Raw genomic sequence first — 17321 nt, forward strand, 5'->3', positions numbered from 1 at the left:
ACAATTATTAACAAGGAAAATTTATGCAACTGACATTGGTTCGCCATGGGGAAGCCGCTCCACCTGTAAATGGTAACGACACTAAACGTCCTCTTACTGCTCGTGGACATGCTCAAGCAGAACAGACAGCAACATTTTTAAAGGATATTGTTAAGCCTGATATTTTTGTAGTTAGTCCTTTGTTACGTGCTCAAGAGACATTGGCACATATTCAAGCGTATTTTAAAGATGTGCCTGTGTTGTTATGCGATAAAATTAAACCGGATGATAACGCCAAAGAGGCAGTCGAGTGGTTGTCTCAGATTCCTTATGAGTCAATTGTGGTCGTGTGTCATATGAATGTAGTAGGGCATATTGCTGAACTGCTGACCCATGAAAACTTTAATCCATTTGCGTTGGCTGAAGCTCGAATTTATGATCAGGCTGTGATAGCAACTGGTTTATCAACACAAAAAAATAGTTTTATACCCACAATATAAATAAAAAGGTTATTTAGCCCATTATGCTGTATTTATGGATGCCTGAAACCAATGGAATATGGCATTGGTCTAACGGAGAAAACTGGTTGCAGGCTGAAAGCCTTGATCAATTAATACAAGACCTACAATTGCACCAAGGAAAAGAGGCTGTCGTCTTTTTTCCTAGTCGTCATGCTCAGGTATTCCAGCAACAAATAGCAAAGTCTCATTACAAGCAACTTGGAGCAGATGGTGTTAAATATTTGCTTGAAGAGTTTGTAACTTTGCCTATTGATCACATGAAAGTAGTTCATCATTTTCATGCTGATCAATTAACAATATTGGGCGTTGCAAAAACCACTGTGGAAACATGGCAACATGCAATGAATTTGTTGCCAATCAAGCTTGTTGCTTTGTTGCCAGACTTTTTGATTTTGCCGGAGCCACAAGAGCACCAAGTTATCCTGTGTAATATTGACCAAAAATTACTGGCGCGTGAAAGTAAATGGGTAGGTAATTCACTAGATGATTTGGGATTATTTTTGGAATTCCAGCCAGTTGAAACAAACTATCAATATAGTGGATTAACGACAGAACAATTAGAAAGCTTAGAAGCAGCTTCTAGTGTTGAGCAACGTTCAGAGTTTTTTTATCAATTTCAGGGTTTAGATAAACCTAAACAGCATCCTTTTAATGTTTTACCGAAAGCCAAAGGACAAGAGCAAACTGTCTCAGGTTACTGGAAAGCATGTGCTGTTATTCTTTTAGCAATCATTGTGGTTCAGTTTAGCTATGATTTATTGCGTTGGGTAAAATTAAGAAATGTAGCGAATCAAACAGCTGAACAGACGATTGAACAATATAAATATTGGTTTGGTCCTTCTAGTCGCGTAAATGAACAAAATATAAAAAGCCAATTTGAAAGTCATTTAAGAATGAGTAAACAAGGCGATACACAAGCACTTTCTTTATTGAGCCGTGTTGGACCTATTTTGATGCAAAGACAAATTTTAGCTCAGCAATTAAATTATGATGCTTCTACACTAACCATGGCCTTGAAAGCAAAATCGGGAGATGATTTGCAAGCTTTAACACAGCAGCTTAATCAGCAAGGATTTAAGGCGGAGTTAGGTAATGTTCAAGCCGATGGTGGTGGGGCAATTGGGGTGGTGAAAATACAATAATGAAAATGTTAGCTCAATTCCAGAACCGCTTTGATCAGTGGATCGAACAAGTTAATCAATATTTAGATCGTTTAACTGTGCGTGAACGTATTATGGTGGTCTTTACTACAATTTTTGTTGTAGTGGCTATTATTGGGGCTTCACTTTGGAAAATGCATTCCTTAGCAGAACAACAGCAACAGCGCTTAAATGATTTAAAAGATTTGATGGTGTGGATGCAAAGTAATGCAGTTACTATGAAACCTGCGAGTGAGCTTGAGCTAGGGCAAGCAGAAAAAATACAACGTGTAGCTCAACAACAAGGTTTAACTGTTACTTCTCAACAAAATGGTGAGCAGTTACAAATTATTGTTACTCATCAGAATTATGCAATTTTAGCGAACTTTTTAACCCAACTGGCACAAATGGGCTTAAGTATTGAAAAAATGGAAATGGTTTCAAGCGAAGGACAGATTAAATTAACAGCGACGGTTCAATAACATATTAAAATATGCTGGTCTTAAGCATGGTGTTTTGTGCTCCCTGTGCCTATAATATGCCTACCTAAAATCAGTAGATTGTGATTGGTATGTTATATTCACTTGCTCGCCCAATGTTGTTTAGTTTAGCACCAGAGCGTGCCCATGAATTAACATTATCTATGCTTGATAAAGCACATAAGTTCGGCCTACTACGTCAGAGCGTAGAAGCGAAACCAACAACTTGTATGGGAATTGAATTTCCAAATCCGGTAGGGTTGGCGGCTGGTCTTGATAAAAATGGTGCACACATCGATGCTTTAGCTGGGTTAGGGTTCGGTTTTATTGAAATTGGAACAATTACACCGCGTCCTCAATCGGGTAATCCGCAGCCACGCTTATTCCGAATTCCAGAAGCTCAAGCCATTATTAACCGTATGGGGTTTAATAATGATGGTGTTGATAAGCTGATTGAAAATGTCAAAGCTTCAAAGTTTAAAGGAATTTTAGGCATCAATATTGGTAAGAATGCTGATACGCCTGTAGAAAAAGCTGTTGATGACTACTTGATTTGCCTTGAGAAAGTGTATAACTACGCTTCTTATATTACCGTTAATATTTCATCTCCAAATACTAAGAACTTAAGAAGTTTACAAAGTGGCGATGCATTAACTGAATTGTTGCAAACCTTAAAAGAAAGACAACTTGAGCTAGCTGAACAAAATAACCACTATGTTCCTTTGGTTTTAAAAGTTGCACCTGATTTAACAGCTGAAGATGTTGAGTTTATTGCAGCTCAATTAGTGCAGTTTAAAATTGATGGCTTGATCGTTACTAATACGACCTTATCAAGAGAAGGTGTAGAAAATCTACCTAATGGTAATGAGTCGGGTGGTTTATCTGGTGCACCTGTTTTTGAAAAAAGTACAGAATGCTTACGTTTGTTTGCTCAAACATTGAAAGGACAAATCCCATTAATTGGTGTGGGCGGAATTTTGTCGGGTGAACAAGCAGCAGTCAAACAGCAAGCTGGAGCAACATTAGTTCAAATCTATAGCGGGCTGATTTATACCGGTCCTGTTCTAGTGAAACAATGTGTTGCAGCCATGACTTAAGTGAATATGAACACAATTGATATCATTATTCTGATACTTTTGCTCATTGGGGGGCTAAACGGTTTGCGACAAGGATTTATTAAAGCCTTTGCGAACTTGGTAGGATGGGTCATTGCATTAATTATGGGTGCAAAATATGCTGTCCTTCTTGCGCCGTCTATGTCGGGTTTAAGTCATGATCCAGTTGTTCAAAAAATTGCAGCTTTTGCATTTATAGCACTTTTGATCATTGTTTTAACATGGATCGTCTCTGCATTTTTAAATGGCCTCTTGAAAAGTCTGAAATTGGGGCCATTAAATCGTTTAGCAGGTGGTGCTTTTGGTTCTTTAAAGGGTTTGCTGGTAGTGCTGATTACAATGCAGGGCGTAGGGCCTTGGGTTGAAAGCTCACCACACTGGAAGCAGTCCAAATTTATACAGTTTTTATTGCCTTATGCACCTCTAGCTACAGAGTTGTCTAAAGATGCAGCAAGTGAGGCATTTCATCAAATAACATCTGGAGGCAGTGCCTCAGGCGCTCCTTCAAAACCAATGGACGAATCGGAGGACTTAGAAAACCGATCCGACCATTCGACAAAGAATCCTTTTTATTAATTCCTAGCTTGTCTGCGAGGTTGCTATGTGTGGAGTTGTTGGTATAGCCGGTAAATCGCCAGTGAACCAAATGTTGTTTGATGCTTTAACGATGTTGCAACATCGTGGGCAAGATGCAGCTGGAATAGTAACCTGCCATGAAGGCCGTCTTTTCCTTCGTAAGGATAACGGTATGGTGCGTGATGTCTTTCATACTCGTCATATGCGAGCATTACTTGGTAATTATGGTATTGGCCATGTACGTTACCCAACTGCTGGTTCTGCGAGCAGTGCCGAAGCACAACCATTTTATGTAAACTCACCTTACGGTATTACGCTTGCACATAATGGTAATTTGACTAATGCAGAAGAAATTCATGATGACCTGTTTAAAACAGATTTACGTCATATGAATACTGATTCTGACTCAGAAGTTCTTTTAAACGTGTTCGCGCATGAATTACAGAAGAAAGGCACTTTAAATCCTACAGCTGACGATATTTTTCACACTGTTTCTCGTGTGCATGAGCGTTGTCAGGGTGCGTATGGTGTCGTAGCGATGATCACTGGTCATGGTTTGGTAGGTTTCCGTGATCCAAATGGTATCCGTCCACTCATTTATGGGTCACGAGTGACTGAACAGGGGGAGATGGAATACATCATTGCTTCTGAATCGGTTGCTATTACTGCTCTTGGTTTTAAAATTGAGCGTGATATTGAACCAGGTGAAGCAATTTTCATCGATGCAAATGGTCAGTTATTCTCTAAACAGTGTGCTGCTAATCCTAAATACCGCCCATGTATTTTTGAATATGTTTATTTTGCTCGTCCTGATGCCATTATTGATGGAATTTCGGTTTACAAAGCACGTTTAAAAATGGGTGAAAAGCTTGCTCATAAAATTTTACGTGACTGGGGTGAGGACCATGATATTGATGTGGTTATCCCAATTCCGGATACGAGCCGTACTTCAGCTTTAGAACTTGCAAATATTCTAGGTGTGAAGTTCCGTGAAGGTTTTATGAAAAACCGTTATATCGGTCGTACCTTTATTATGCCGGGTCAACAGCAACGTAAAAAATCTGTACGTCAGAAATTAAACCCTGTTGAGTTAGAATTCAAAGGTAAGAACGTTCTATTGGTGGATGACTCTATTGTGCGTGGTACAACGTGTAATGAGATTATTCAAATGGCACGTGATTCTGGTGCAAAAAAAGTATACTTTGCGTCAGCAGCACCAAAAGTGATGTATCCAAACGTTTATGGTATTGATATGCCTGCTAAAGCTGAGCTTATTGCTTCAGAACGCAGTGTGGAAGAGATCCAAGAAATTATTGGTGCTGATCGTTTGATTTTCCAAGAATTGGAAGACTTGAAAAATGCTGTACGTACCAGCAAAGTGCCTGACTTAACTGAGTTTGATTGCTCAGTATTTGATGGAATCTATGTGACAGGTGATATTGATGGTAACTATCTAAATAATTTGGAGCAGAAGCGTAATGACTCTGCTAAGAAGAAAAAAGATGGTTATATTGACGTTAATGTCGATGCTGCTTCTGTAGATTTAACAGGCATTAAAGAAGAATAGAAATAGCCGAAAAAAGCGGGTGTTTCCCGCTTTTTTCTTTTATGATGAAACCTAACAATGTAATTGGGAATATTTACATTGAAAGAAGTAAGCCACTATCTCATCGAAAATAAAAATATGGCATGGTCCATCACTATGTGTTTGGTTGCTGTGTTGCTTACTATTTTTATCTTAAATTTAATTTTAGGTTTACTGGTACATTTTTTTGATTATAGCCAACCAATTTGGTGGCACACTTTAAGCCCTTACTTCATTGCGCTATTACTTTTTATTATGGTTTGGTCGGTAGTTACCGAACTTTATATTCTGCGTAAAGGTGGGCACTCTTTAGCAAAACAACTTAAAGCACGTCGTTTGGTGAAAGAGGAAAGTACTCCTGAAGAACTTGCGGCATTAAAAATTACAGAACACTTAGCGCAAACTTTTTCACTTAAAGTTCCAACCCTATATGTACTACCTGATGAAGTTGGTGTAAATGCACTTACGGCAGGTTTTCATCCCAAAGATATCGTAATTATTCTGACGTGGGGTGCTTTACAGAATCTGGATAAGCTTGAGTTATATGGTTTATTGGGCCATGAGTTTAATCAGATTTTATCGGGTGAAGCTGTTGAGAATACAAAATTAAAGATTTTATATAGTGGTTTAACAACTTTTAGTCAGTGGGGTAGTAAATTAGCCAAACAAGGTTTTAAGCGCTATAGCCCGGGCTATAAACATAAATTTGAAACAGTTTTTGTTGCGGTGGGTGGAGTCATTTGGTTGGCTGGAAGCCTCGGTGTACTGATTACTCGTTTTATCAAATATTTGACTTTGAGTGGGCGTACCTTTCGTAATGACCAAAAAACAGTACGACTATTAAAAAATAATGCAAATACCCAAACCTTGTTGCGTATTTATGTTCACCACTCTGGTTCGCAAATTCATAGTGCTTATTCCGAATCAATCGCACATATGTGTTTTGCTAACTCACTGAGCCCCCAAAGCTGGATGAATATTCACCCGAGTATTCGTGAACGTATTTATGAGTTAAATCCCACTTTGCTACAAGATTTACAATTAGAAAATTTAAAGAAACTTCGTAACCGTCCGTTGTTTAGCTTATTTCATTTCTTGGAAGAATCTGAGAAAGAAATTTATATTCCGTGGTCATCTCCACAGCCTCTACCTTTATTAAGGCTTTCACCAATTAGTTTTGCATTAAATGATGCCATTAAGCCCCTGAGTAGTGATGTACGTCGAAATAAAAAGCGTCCAGAATTAATTCAACGAGCACTACAAACTGCGACTGGTTCACGTGAAGTGATGGTCGCTATTTTGATGATTCGCCAATATCGGGAGTTCATTCCAAAAGATGCACCTGTGAGTCATGCAATTATCGATGCATTATTGAATCTGGATGGGCGTATCCATATTCAGATATTTCATGATGCTTGTAAAAATATTGGGCATATACCTGCAAGTATTGCGCGGCAATTTCTTACTAAGCTAGCGCTCATTATCCAAGAAGATGGTGAAATTGGGTTGTTAGATGCACTTTTACTGGAGCGGGTTAAACATGAGTTGAACTTGATGCCGTTACATCTACCGACTGCATTTGAAGAAGTGAAACCTCAAATTGTTCGTTTGATTGATGCTCTGCTTCATGTTCAACAAATTAATAGCCCTAATCAGTTGGAAGTACGTGAGCGCATTTTACGTTCGTTACTCAATCCAGATGAAATGTATATCTATGATGAAATTTCAGATGAGCCATTAGATCTGGCTGAAATTTTAAATGATATTGCTGGTTTATTATTACGTGATCGTCTAAGTATTCTAGCTATTGCAGAAATGTGTTTGTGGAGCGACCGTATTATTACGCAAGATGAACTTGATGTGCTTGAATTGCTATATTGGCGTTTTGGCTTTGAGACAGAAGAAATTGTGGATCAAATGCAAAAGAGAAATAGTGTGATGATTATTTAAAAGACATATACGATTATAAAAACATCTGAATGAAATAAAACACTGAAAAAAAAACTCAAGCCCGTTAGAATGTAGATAGAGTAGAGGTATTGATTTACAGATGATTGGGCAGCAAAGAAATATATTGGCAACTTTGGGAATTGATGTATGGATTCCTAAGACACAGGTGTGCCAAAAAAATAATGCTCAAAGCCTCTGGCGAGATCAAGCTGCTCCAGAAGGTGAGCCAATTATATTGCCTTCTAAGAGCAATCCAGTTGTTGAGCAGCCGACAAAACCACAAGTCAACGAAATTCCAAAAGTTGAACCTGAAATTGCGGTACCACTTCCAGTAGAAGTTCCGCCTGTTGTGTCGCCTCGTGCTGAAGTACAAGCTCCAGTGGTTACGATTGCTTCATTTGAGTTGCAGGCTTTTGCGCTTGAAAAGTGTGTTATTTTTTTAGATGTTACTAATTTAAGTGAAGAAGAAAAGCAGCTTTGGAATAACATTCAAAAAGCAAAAATAGGGCAATATGCTGAACTAAAATGGCCGTTCCCTTTAGCTAACTATCAAGACCAACGTGGTGCAGGTTCATATATTCAAGGATTTTTAGATGCTGTCGCAGCAGACAAGAAAATCTTGTGTCTTGGGAAATGTTCTTATATTCAACATGCCAATATTATTCATTTGGCGAGTTTAAAAGAAATGTTGGAGAAACCACTCCTTAAAAAAAGGTTATGGCAATTAATGCAAGATAACAACGAGTAGTAGGGATTTACATGAAAAAAGTTGTAGTTTTTAGCCAAATTGATGAAGAAATTTTGTCTCGATTACAACAGGATTATCATGTTGTGGTTCTTAATCCAAAACTGGGTGATATTAATGAGCAAATACGCCAACAAGTTGTAGATGCTGATGGAATGATTGGTGCTGGTCGACTTCTTAATGAAAGTAATCTTGCGCCTGCTCAAAAACTCAAAATTATTTCATCTGTAACAGTTGGCTATGACAATTATGATGTGGCTTATCTAAACCAAAGAAAAATCTGGTTATCAAATACACCTCATGTTTTAACTGAAACAACGGCTGATCTTGCTTTTACATTATTACTAAGCGCTGCTAGAAAAGTTCCTTTTCTTGATCATTGGACTAAACAAGGTGAATGGAAAAGAACTGTTGGGCCTCAACAGTTTGGTTTAGATGTTTTTGGAAAGACGCTAGGAATTATTGGACTTGGTAATATTGGTGCTGCAATTGCACGACGTGGTTTTTATGGATTTAACATGAATATTGTTTACCATAACCGCCGTGAAAAGCCTGAATTGGCAGAGCCTTTAAAAGCACAATATCTTGGTTTAGATGAGTTATTGCAACAGTCTGATTTTGTAGTAACCGCAGTTGATTTAAATAATGAGTCGAAAGCCTTGATGGGTAAAGCTCAATTTGAGCTTATGCAAAAGCACGCTATTTTTATAAATATTGCGCGTGGTTCAGTGGTTGACGAGCATGCATTGATTGAGGCCTTACAAAGCGGTGAAATCTTCGGGGCTGGTTTAGATGTATATGAAAAAGAACCTTTACAAGATTCAGAGCTTTTTAAACTGCCAAATGTTGTTACTTTACCTCACGTAGGATCTGCGACTGCAGAGACCCGTAAAAAAATGGCAAATCTTGCTTATAAAAATCTGGTTGAAGCTTTAGAGGATAAAACTCCTAGATATTTGGTAAACCCAAACTTTGCATAAATGATTAATAACACTTCATTGCAAAACTAAGCGATCTCGAGTGATATATTAAAAGTCTATTGATTGAACATAATTTTTTATGTTTTATATCAGTAGACTTTTTTGATGGTTTAATTTTACTAGAGAAAAACTTTTGAGATTTTTGCCAATTATTTTAAGTACGGCTTTTATAACAAATGCTTCGTACGCACAGCCTTTCGATCCTCAGCCTTCTGCAAATCAAGTAGAAATTCCAAATATTGGAAGTGGGATTGGTTTGCTTGATCAACAAAAAGAAAAATTTATTGGCGAAAAAGTTTTTCGTGAAGTCCACAAACAAATGCCTGTTATTCAGGATGTTTGGTTAGAAGATCAATTTTTTCAGGTATTTTCTAGTATTTTAAGTGAAACTCAGCTTGGGCAGCCGATTGGTCTAGTCGTGATTAAAGATCCACAAATCAATGCTTTTGCTGTCCCGGGCGGCTTATTTGCGCTCAATACAGGGCTTATTGCCTCAGCACGAAATATTGATGAAATTGCTGGTGTTATGGCGCATGAAATTGCGCATGTATCGCAAAGACATTTTAGTCGCTCTGAAGAAGCCTTTAAAGGTCAAACATTGCTAAGTCTAGCAGGACTTTTAGCGGGGGTGGCTATAGCTGCGCAGGGTGGTGGCGATGCGGGTGCAGCAGTGATGCTTGGGACCCAAGCTGCACTCATGGATAAGCAATTAACATATAGTCGAAATCAAGAGCGTGAAGCAGACCGTATTGGTATGCAATATATGTATGCGGCGGGTTATAACCCTCAAAGTATGGCTGATTATTTTGAAACAATGCATAGAGCTACAAGTCGAGTAAGTTTTTTACCGGATTTCTGGCTGACTCATCCATTGACGACTGAGCGTATGAGTGAAGCTAGGCTCCGTGCAAACCAGCTGCCTAGAGTTAAAAATCGTATATATGATGCAGATTTTGAGATTTTAAAATGGTACACCATGGTGGTTGCTAATCAAGCAACTGAAAACCAACTACAAAGTTTAGCGTCCCAAAAAAATATTGCTGGTTTGATTGCTTTAGCAGCATTTTACACAAGACAAGGTGATTATGTACAAGCGCAGTCTACTCTAGATCAAGCGAAATCTAGTGGAAAGCCTCTTGTAACATTATTGCAGACAGATATTTATCTGGGTCAGAGCAAATTAGATCAAGCTTATACTACAGTTGCTTCTATGCAGATGACGATGCCTGAAAATAAAGCTTTTAGTTATAAGTTGGCTGAGGTGCTGCTGCGCCAAGGTAAGTTTGCGCAAGTTAAAACCTTGGTTCAAAGATTTATTAATAAGAATCCAAGAGATATACAAGGTTGGCAATTTTTACAGCAAGCTGCGAATTTGGATAAGAATGGACCTTTAAGAGCAGTTAATGTTCTACGCTATCGGGCTGAAGCAGAATATTGGTCGGGTAGTGAGGAAAATGCAATTAAATCAATGTTGCATGCCCAGCGATTAGCAAAAGATAATCAAGCAATGTCGGCAAGAATAGACAGTCGTTTGAAACAAATGCAAGATGAGCGAAGAATGAAGATTTAAGAGCTATATCTTACTTAATTTGCGGACGCGCAAATATATACAAACTAAAGAAGCTTGATTGGAAGAAATATAAAATTTAAGAAAGGGGGAATTAAGCTAACTTAGCTTTAATTTTTGCTGAAACTTGAGCAGGATCGGCACGCCCGGCTATGATCGGACGTAGAGAATTCATCACCTTACCCATATCTTTCATGCTAGTTGCTTCTTGAGCAGCAATCGTTTGCTCAATGATAGAATCAAGCTCTTCCTCAGTCATAGCTTCTGGTAGAAACTGAGAGATAATCTCAGCTTCGGCTTGTTCTTTACTAGCTAAATCATTACGACCAGCACCTTCAAAGGCTTTGATCGATTCTTTACGTTGTTTAATTTGCTTTTCAATGACCGCAAGAACCTGAGCGTCGTCAAGCTCTTTGCGCTCATCGACTTCGATTTGCTTAATTGCCGCTTGTAGACTACGCAAAACCGTAACTGTTGCCATATCTTTGGCACGCATAGAAGTTTTTAATGCATCAGTAATTTGGTTTTTTAAAGTAGTCATAATTCAGCAGTCAATCACAAATTAATTAGTAAAGGCGAGTAGTACGTACAGATTCGCGAGCCAATTTCTTTTGGTAGCGTTTAACTGCTGCAGCTTTTTTGCGCTTACGTTCTTGAGTTGGTTTTTCGTAGAATTCGCGTTTGCGAACGTCAGCTAAAACACCAGCTTTTTCGCATGAACGTTTGAAACGACGGATAGCTACGTCAACTGGTTCGCCTTCTTTCAACTTAACTTGTGGCATGTAAAATCCTCTAGATTATGGATAAGATCAGGCACACCATTGCGCCGGATCACAAGTGAAGGTCAGTATTTTACTCATTTACAACTCATATCACAAGTCTATAATAGCGATTGCAATATTTTGACTCATATAAAAGGCAGTTTTGATGATTGTTTTAGGCTTGGAAACTTCTTGTGATGAAACAGGGTTGGCACTTTATGATAGCGAACTCGGCTTACGGGGACAGGTTCTTTATAGCCAGATTAAACTTCATGCCGAATATGGTGGTGTAGTACCTGAACTTGCTTCTCGTGACCATGTTCGTAAATTAATTCCTTTAATGAATCAATTGCTTGAGCAAAGTGGTGTAACAAAACAAGAGATTGATGCGGTTGCCTATACGCGTGGTCCTGGCTTAATGGGAGCATTAATGACAGGTGCACTGTTTGGCAGAACTTTAGCTTTTTCTTTAAATAAGCCTGCAATTGGTGTTCATCATATGGAAGGTCATATGTTGGCCCCATTACTTTCAAGTCAACCACCTGAATTTCCGTTTGTAGCATTATTAGTTTCAGGTGGACATACACAATTGATGGCAGCCCACGCTATTGGTCAATATGAACTATTGGGTGAGTCTATTGATGATGCTGCGGGCGAAGCTTTTGATAAAGTTGCAAAAATGATGAGCTTGCCATATCCGGGTGGGCCCAATATCGCAAAACTTGCATTATCTGGTGATTCATTAGCTTTTGAGTTTCCAAGACCTATGCTTCATCAAGGTCTAGATTTTTCTTTTAGTGGTTTAAAAACAGCTGTTTCTGTTCAATTGAAAAAATTGAATGGTGAAAATCGTGACGCTGATATTGCTGCTTCATTCCAAGAAGCAATTGTAGATACCTTGGTAAAAAAATCAGTAAAAGCTTTAAAGCAAACTGGACTTAAACGTTTAGTGATTGCAGGTGGAGTTAGCGCAAATTTAAGACTACGCGAGCAATTAGAAACTTCTTTGGCGAAAATTAAAGCGCAAGTTTATTATGCAGAGCCTGCTTTATGTACTGATAATGGGGCAATGATTGCTTTTGCTGGTTATCAACGTTTAAAAGCAGGTCAGCATGATGGTTTAGCGGTAACGACCACGCCGCGCTGGCCGATGACTGAACTCACTATTCCTGAGTAAAATTATTCATCGTCAAAGGCCTGTTGGTTTTCGATATCAATATATTCGATGTAACCACGGCCTTGAACTTCATTGCCAAAACAATGACCTGTAAATATATAGCTACTCGCATAACCTCGCCCATGACCATAGCGGAATGGGCAGTCAATTTCTGCCTGAATGTTTAAGATGATTTGCTTTGCCTCATTTCTAGCGATCCAAGAAAAATATTTTGGAAGTCGCATTTTTTGCCCACTAGGTGAAACGAAGTCTTCAACTTGATGCGAAATAATATCAAAGCTTACATCTGTATAAATTTCAGCTGGCTCGTCCAGATGTCTAATATGCAGGGTATATGCAGCTGTTTGTCCTGCAATGTCGGCTTTGGTAAGAAGAAGTTGGGTGGTTTCGTTTAAATTGATGATTTGATATGTAAAAAAATCAAGTGGCAGTTTATATACATCAGGAATAAGTTTGTTTGTGATGGAGTGAGGACCAACTGCTCGAGCATATTCGTAAGTACAAAGTCCTTGGCTTTCAATGCGTTCTGCTTGATAGTTTAAAAGACCTTTAAACTTTGCCAATAAACTAAAGTGATCATAGATTGGTGTTTTTATAAACCATGAAACATGTGAAGTGATAGCGATATCAAAGTCGAAATCAAACCCATCATAATGTCCATTAATGTGAATTTGAGGGAATGTCCCTTGAATTGAAATTTCTTGACCTAGTTCTATTAAGGCCCCATCTTTATTAATCCTTGTATCTTCGGGAATGATATAGGCCTTCAATAAAGCTTGTTCCAGAGCAGCTGTACTTGAAAAGAAAGTAGCTGTTTTTCTCGGGTTTCCAGTAATGATGTCATCATGGTCAAATGCAAGTGCACCTGGTGTACCGATTAAAATCATAATATTTAAGTAACGATGCGGTTCTGGTAAAAGTGGGAAAAAGATACCGTAATGTGTCCAGCTATAATATTTTTCGTCAATTCGTGGACGGATGATATGGGCTTGAGTAAAAGGAAGAGTTGAATATTTTTTTGCTTGGTCTAAAACGCTTTGTGCAAGTAATAAACTTTTACCGAGCGCTTTGCTTGTTGTAGAAATTTTTGGCAATTGCTTTTTCATATATAAACCTAAAGAAGGGCTATCTTTGTTTTAGGTTATGAAAAACAACTGCCAAAGCTAAGCGGTTTATAGGCCAAAGCTAAGGCTTTGCGGGACATTTTATTTAATTGTTAGACAAATCTTTTAAGGCGTTTAAACCAATCCAATGCTTAGAAAACTGATAAGCTGCTCGACCAGAGCGCTGACCCCGCATTTGACACCAACGTAAACTTTCAGCACGAACTTCATCATTGAAAGGCATGTTTGCTTTATCAAGATAATGCTCAACGATTTCTAAATATAGGTTTTGATCCATTGGATAAAAAGATAGCCATAGACCAAAACGATCCGACAAAGAGATCTTTTCTTCTATCGCTTCTTGTGGATGTAGTTCAGTATATTGGGGAACATCGACCTTAGTTACAGGTGTATTTTCATGCATGAATTCTGGTAACAGGTGGCGACGGTTACTGGTTGCATAAATAATAAAATTACTTGAACCTGATTGTAATGAACCATCTAATACACTTTTTAGACTACGGTAATTTTCATCTTCGGCATTAAAAGCCAAGTCATCACAGTAGACGATATATTTTTCAGGTCGATTTTGAATGAGTTTTTGAATTTTAGGTAAGTCTGATAAATCATCACGTTCAATTTCAATTAAACGTAATCCTTGAGGAGCATACTCAGTTAATAAAGCACGAACAATAGATGATTTTCCTGTACCACGTGAGCCGGTTAACAGCACATCATTTGCTGGTAGGCCATTTAAAAATTGCAAAGTATTTTGAATAATTTTTTCTTTTTGACGCTCAATGCCTTTTAAGTCATCAAGATAAATATTTTTTGGCGTATAGATGGCATTAAGTTGCTGATTTTCCCATCTAAAGGCAGGTGCAGTAAAATCTGTTTCTTGTCTAGGCTCAGGCAAGACTTGCTGTAACTGATTTAATACAAGTGATAATGTTTGAACTAAATTGTCCGGTAAATCAATGGTAGCCATGGTAAGTCAATCATGTTAAACAGTGTTTGATAGGATACTAACACCGAAATTAACAGGCTTACAAAAACTTATTGCCTATACACTTTATCGGTTTTGCAATTGATTGAAATGTTCAGACCGAGCATAGTGTTGTGATGTCTATTCAGTAAAATCATCTGTGAAGATGAGGACGAAATATGTTTGAAAAAATACGAAGTGATATGAATCCACATCAGGCTTACCGTATCAAAAAATTACAACGTCAATTAGACATGGCTGAATCTTATGAAGAATGGAAGTCTTTTGCATTAAAACTAGATGAAGAAACAGGTGTGCAAGAGTGGAAATTTGATAATAGTTCACCTTATTTCGATGCCGAGCTCATTTCTTATCGATACACTTTGCTCAAAAGATATCGTCAGCAACATCGCACATTAGACCTCATTTATTTACTTAAAGAAGGTCTAACTTACGATATTGCAAATATTGGTCATCCAATGCTTTTTGCCGCAACACATGTCGGTACAAAAAAGTTAATTGAAGACTATATTGAAGAAGTTAGCCAAAGCTTGGCTTACATTGCTTCAAGTGAATGCATTACGTTTCAAAGAAAAGAAAAAATAGAGTTTTTTGAAAACTGTGAAAAGGCGTATGGACAACCTGCACTTATGTTTTCGGGCGGGGCGACTTTAGGACTTTTTCATACGGGAGTATGTAAGGCTTTAATTGAACAAGACTTAATGCCTAAAGTGCTCTCTGGCTCAAGTGCAGGGGCAATTATGACAGGTATGCTTGGAACCTCTGCCAGTGAAGATATCCAAAACTTATTAAATGGTGAGCAATTTTTTAGTGATGCTTTTCATTTTAGGAAATTCCGTGAACTCATTAAAGGCAATGGTGGAATTGCCGATGTTCAGTATTTGAAAAAATTCCTCATTGAGAACTTAGGTGATCTTACTTTTGAAGAGGCTTTCAAAAAATCTGGTTTAAACATTAATGTGGCAGTAGCGCCGTATGATGCAACAGAAAATCCAAGAATTATGAATGCCATTATGACACCGAATGTTTTGGTTTGGAGTGCGGTATTGGCTTCATGTGCCGTGCCAATTTTATTTCCACCGGTGCGTTTAACCAGTAAACGTTATGATGGTGAACATACACCTTATATGGCAAATACAAAATGGGTGGATGGAAGTGTACGAAGCGATTTTCCACAAGAAAGAATGGCACGACTTTATAACTTGAATTACACCATTGCGAGTCAAGTTAACCCACATATTGTTCCATTCATGCAAAATGATGCGGACCGTTTTCGTAAGGACGTTTTAAGCTGGCCTGAAAGGATTCTAAGACGTCAAGGTAAAGTGCTGTCAATGGGCGTTATGGATTTTACGCGTCAACGACTTGGTTCTATATCTCCAGTTAGAAGATTGTTAGATCATGGCTATGGCGTAATGGGACAGCGTTATTATGGTGATGTGAACATCATTGCTAAATATAGCCTAAGTCACTATACCTATACTTTGCAAAACCCGCGTCCGCATCTGTTTAAGCGTTTGCAAAGAGAAGGGGAACGTGCAACTTGGCCAAAGATTTCTTCAATTGAGACCCATGCTCGTATTGGTAAGACGATTCAGCATTGTTTAGAAGTTTTGCGCTTTGAAGAAAAGAAACAACAGCCTGAGTCTTACTATGCTGAAGCATGATTTTGCTTCGCATATAGAAAACTTAACATGTGTAACAAAGCCAACAAGTGCAGCGTTAGGGCGGTGTTTATGGACATGTACCATAGACACCGAAAATTACTGGTTAAAATATCATTTGCCTGAAACCCATGCTCAAAGTGAGCAAGATGTCATGCATGAGCAATTATTTTACGAAGAAATTCACTTTAAAAAACCTGCATGGCTTTTACCTTATAAATTGATTGAGGGCAGTTCTATTTCTCAGCTAGGCCATTCTTTGGGTAAGGTTTTAATTTTACCTGATACTGACCTGTGGTTTGGTTCATTCACTCATGAAAGTGATTTAACTAATGTATATCTTAAGATTTGGTTGGCGATAAATAAGCTTGCAGAGCTTCACGAACTTGGCTGGATTCATGGTGACGTTAAGGCAGAACATTTTAGAAAGTTTCAGCAAAAGCCTTATCTAATTGATTTTGAGAAAACGAGACGCATCTTAAGTTGCGATACAGTCATGGATGCAACACCTCGTTATATGGCTCCTGAGTTATTTCAAGGAGGGCGTAAGGGAATACAAAGCGATTTATATGCATTTGGAATCGTTATATATGAATGGTTAACACAAACTCGCTTAAAAGCGGGCAGTTATCGTGATTGGGCAGTCTTGCACTGTCAAAAATTAAACATTCAATTACCCACGCAGTTTTTGATTTTTTATCCCTTACTTGCAGGTTTATTACAAAAACAACAGCAAAATCGGTTTTCAAATGCTGATGAAGCAATAAATTGCTTAAAACAGATTCAAATTGATAAAAATCATTGATCTAGTATCTGTATACAATTTACACGGTTAGTTTTTTTTAGAAAAAAAACACTTGTCACTGTCAGATCTTATCGCTAATATACACAGCCATCGGGGGCGTGGCGAAATTGGTAGACGCACTGGATTTAGGTTCCAGCGCCGCAAGGTGTAAGAGTTCGAGTCTCTTCGC

General features: G+C 38.2%; 17 protein-coding genes. 13 read left to right on the forward strand and 4 right to left on the reverse strand.

The window, feature by feature from the left end; genetic code table 11:
• The first annotated feature begins 23 nt into the window (after nucleotides 1–23).
• The 10 genes from KTJ10_RS05860 (at nucleotide 24) to KTJ10_RS05905 (ending at nucleotide 10639) form a co-directional block, all read left to right on the forward strand.
• Nucleotides 24–479 (forward strand): SixA phosphatase family protein, encoded by a 456-nt coding sequence (locus KTJ10_RS05860; RefSeq protein WP_005068324.1) that lies wholly within the window; start codon nucleotides 24–26, stop codon nucleotides 477–479.
• A 23-nt stretch (nucleotides 480–502) separates the two neighbouring features.
• Nucleotides 503–1642 (forward strand): type II secretion system protein GspL, encoded by a 1140-nt coding sequence (gene gspL, locus KTJ10_RS05865; protein WP_151302424.1) that lies wholly within the window; start codon nucleotides 503–505, stop codon nucleotides 1640–1642.
• Nucleotides 1642–2121 carry a type II secretion system protein GspM gene (gspM, locus tag KTJ10_RS05870; RefSeq protein WP_167563307.1) on the forward strand — a complete coding sequence of 160 codons (480 nt, stop codon included), beginning with the start codon at nucleotides 1642–1644 and terminating at the stop codon, nucleotides 2119–2121. The genes gspL and gspM overlap by 1 nt, the downstream gene beginning before the upstream one ends.
• An 89-nt stretch (nucleotides 2122–2210) precedes the next feature.
• Nucleotides 2211–3215, forward strand: coding sequence for a quinone-dependent dihydroorotate dehydrogenase (locus KTJ10_RS05875; protein ID WP_086265864.1), 1005 nt, complete (start codon nucleotides 2211–2213; stop codon nucleotides 3213–3215).
• A 6-nt stretch (nucleotides 3216–3221) separates the two neighbouring features.
• Nucleotides 3222–3809: a CvpA family protein gene (locus tag KTJ10_RS05880; protein ID WP_044100971.1), complete on the forward strand. Its 588-nt coding sequence runs from the start codon at nucleotides 3222–3224 to the stop codon at nucleotides 3807–3809.
• Nucleotides 3810–3834: 25 nt separating this feature from the next.
• Nucleotides 3835–5376 (forward strand): amidophosphoribosyltransferase, encoded by a 1542-nt coding sequence (purF, locus tag KTJ10_RS05885; RefSeq protein WP_044100970.1) that lies wholly within the window; start codon nucleotides 3835–3837, stop codon nucleotides 5374–5376.
• Nucleotides 5377–5454: 78 nt separating this feature from the next.
• On the forward strand, nucleotides 5455–7344 hold the full coding sequence (locus KTJ10_RS05890; protein WP_262441561.1) for a M48 family metalloprotease: 1890 nt from the start codon (nucleotides 5455–5457) through the stop codon (nucleotides 7342–7344).
• Between the two features lie 100 nt (nucleotides 7345–7444).
• A complete protein-coding gene (locus tag KTJ10_RS05895) occupies nucleotides 7445–8092 on the forward strand; it encodes a hypothetical protein (protein ID WP_262441562.1) in 648 nt (215 codons plus the stop codon).
• 11 nt (nucleotides 8093–8103) lie between these two features.
• Complete coding sequence (locus KTJ10_RS05900) at nucleotides 8104–9069, forward strand: 2-hydroxyacid dehydrogenase (RefSeq protein WP_078221130.1); 966 nt, start codon at nucleotides 8104–8106, stop codon at nucleotides 9067–9069.
• Nucleotides 9070–9211: 142 nt separating this feature from the next.
• The gene (locus KTJ10_RS05905; protein ID WP_262441563.1) at nucleotides 9212–10639 is read left to right on the forward strand and encodes a M48 family metalloprotease; all 1428 of its coding nucleotides are present in this window, start codon (nucleotides 9212–9214) and stop codon (nucleotides 10637–10639) included.
• A 91-nt stretch (nucleotides 10640–10730) separates the two neighbouring features.
• On the opposite strand, the gene KTJ10_RS05910 is transcribed toward KTJ10_RS05905, so the two are convergent.
• Nucleotides 10731–11177, reverse strand: coding sequence for a GatB/YqeY domain-containing protein (locus KTJ10_RS05910; RefSeq protein WP_002115302.1), 447 nt, complete (start codon nucleotides 11175–11177; stop codon nucleotides 10731–10733).
• A gap of 25 nt (nucleotides 11178–11202) precedes the next feature.
• Nucleotides 11203–11418, reverse strand: a complete 216-nt coding sequence (gene rpsU / locus KTJ10_RS05915; protein ID WP_001136722.1) for a 30S ribosomal protein S21 — start codon at nucleotides 11416–11418, stop codon at nucleotides 11203–11205.
• 145 nt (nucleotides 11419–11563) lie between these two features.
• On the opposite strand from rpsU, the gene tsaD reads away from it, so the two are divergent.
• Nucleotides 11564–12574, forward strand: a complete 1011-nt coding sequence (gene tsaD / locus KTJ10_RS05920) for a tRNA (adenosine(37)-N6)-threonylcarbamoyltransferase complex transferase subunit TsaD (protein WP_057089854.1) — start codon at nucleotides 11564–11566, stop codon at nucleotides 12572–12574.
• A gap of 2 nt (nucleotides 12575–12576) precedes the next feature.
• Here tsaD and KTJ10_RS05925 read toward each other — a convergent pair whose 3' ends face one another.
• Both KTJ10_RS05925 and KTJ10_RS05930 read right to left on the reverse strand, forming a co-directional pair.
• Nucleotides 12577–13680 (reverse strand): DUF6670 family protein, encoded by a 1104-nt coding sequence (locus tag KTJ10_RS05925; RefSeq protein WP_262441564.1) that lies wholly within the window; start codon nucleotides 13678–13680, stop codon nucleotides 12577–12579.
• A 103-nt stretch (nucleotides 13681–13783) separates the two neighbouring features.
• On the reverse strand, nucleotides 13784–14665 hold the full coding sequence (locus KTJ10_RS05930; RefSeq protein ID WP_032052273.1) for an ATP-binding protein: 882 nt from the start codon (nucleotides 14663–14665) through the stop codon (nucleotides 13784–13786).
• A gap of 176 nt (nucleotides 14666–14841) precedes the next feature.
• On the opposite strand from KTJ10_RS05930, the gene KTJ10_RS05935 reads away from it, so the two are divergent.
• Nucleotides 14842–16350 (forward strand): DUF3336 domain-containing protein, encoded by a 1509-nt coding sequence (locus KTJ10_RS05935; RefSeq protein WP_170248621.1) that lies wholly within the window; start codon nucleotides 14842–14844, stop codon nucleotides 16348–16350.
• Complete coding sequence (locus tag KTJ10_RS05940; RefSeq protein ID WP_262441565.1) at nucleotides 16337–17152, forward strand: protein kinase domain-containing protein; 816 nt, start codon at nucleotides 16337–16339, stop codon at nucleotides 17150–17152. The genes KTJ10_RS05935 and KTJ10_RS05940 overlap by 14 nt, the downstream gene beginning before the upstream one ends.
• The last annotated feature ends 169 nt before the right edge of the window (nucleotides 17153–17321 follow it).

Origin of the sequence: Acinetobacter sp. WU_MDCI_Abxc222, assembly GCF_025514755.1 — a bacterium.
In the GTDB taxonomy this organism is placed as follows: domain Bacteria; phylum Pseudomonadota; class Gammaproteobacteria; order Pseudomonadales; family Moraxellaceae; genus Acinetobacter; species Acinetobacter geminorum.

Excerpts from the sequence above, each read along its gene's own strand:
- KTJ10_RS05860 (WP_005068324.1), top strand. The coding sequence starts at position 24 with ATGCAACTGACATTGGTTCGCCATGGGGAAGCCGCTCCACCTGTAAAT.
- gspL (WP_151302424.1), top strand. The coding sequence starts at position 503 with ATGCTGTATTTATGGATGCCTGAAACCAATGGAATATGGCATTGGTCT.
- gspM (WP_167563307.1), top strand. The coding sequence starts at position 1,642 with ATGAAAATGTTAGCTCAATTCCAGAACCGCTTTGATCAGTGGATCGAA.
- KTJ10_RS05875 (WP_086265864.1), top strand. The coding sequence starts at position 2,211 with ATGTTATATTCACTTGCTCGCCCAATGTTGTTTAGTTTAGCACCAGAG.
- KTJ10_RS05880 (WP_044100971.1), top strand. The coding sequence starts at position 3,222 with ATGAACACAATTGATATCATTATTCTGATACTTTTGCTCATTGGGGGG.
- purF (WP_044100970.1), top strand. The coding sequence starts at position 3,835 with ATGTGTGGAGTTGTTGGTATAGCCGGTAAATCGCCAGTGAACCAAATG.
- KTJ10_RS05895 (WP_262441562.1), top strand. The coding sequence starts at position 7,445 with ATGATTGGGCAGCAAAGAAATATATTGGCAACTTTGGGAATTGATGTA.
- KTJ10_RS05900 (WP_078221130.1), top strand. The coding sequence starts at position 8,104 with ATGAAAAAAGTTGTAGTTTTTAGCCAAATTGATGAAGAAATTTTGTCT.
- KTJ10_RS05910 (WP_002115302.1), bottom strand. The coding sequence starts at position 11,177 with ATGACTACTTTAAAAAACCAAATTACTGATGCATTAAAAACTTCTATG.
- rpsU (WP_001136722.1), bottom strand. The coding sequence starts at position 11,418 with ATGCCACAAGTTAAGTTGAAAGAAGGCGAACCAGTTGACGTAGCTATC.
- tsaD (WP_057089854.1), top strand. The coding sequence starts at position 11,564 with ATGATTGTTTTAGGCTTGGAAACTTCTTGTGATGAAACAGGGTTGGCA.
- KTJ10_RS05925 (WP_262441564.1), bottom strand. The coding sequence starts at position 13,680 with ATGAAAAAGCAATTGCCAAAAATTTCTACAACAAGCAAAGCGCTCGGT.
- KTJ10_RS05930 (WP_032052273.1), bottom strand. The coding sequence starts at position 14,665 with ATGGCTACCATTGATTTACCGGACAATTTAGTTCAAACATTATCACTT.
- KTJ10_RS05935 (WP_170248621.1), top strand. The coding sequence starts at position 14,842 with ATGTTTGAAAAAATACGAAGTGATATGAATCCACATCAGGCTTACCGT.
- KTJ10_RS05940 (WP_262441565.1), top strand. The coding sequence starts at position 16,337 with ATGCTGAAGCATGATTTTGCTTCGCATATAGAAAACTTAACATGTGTA.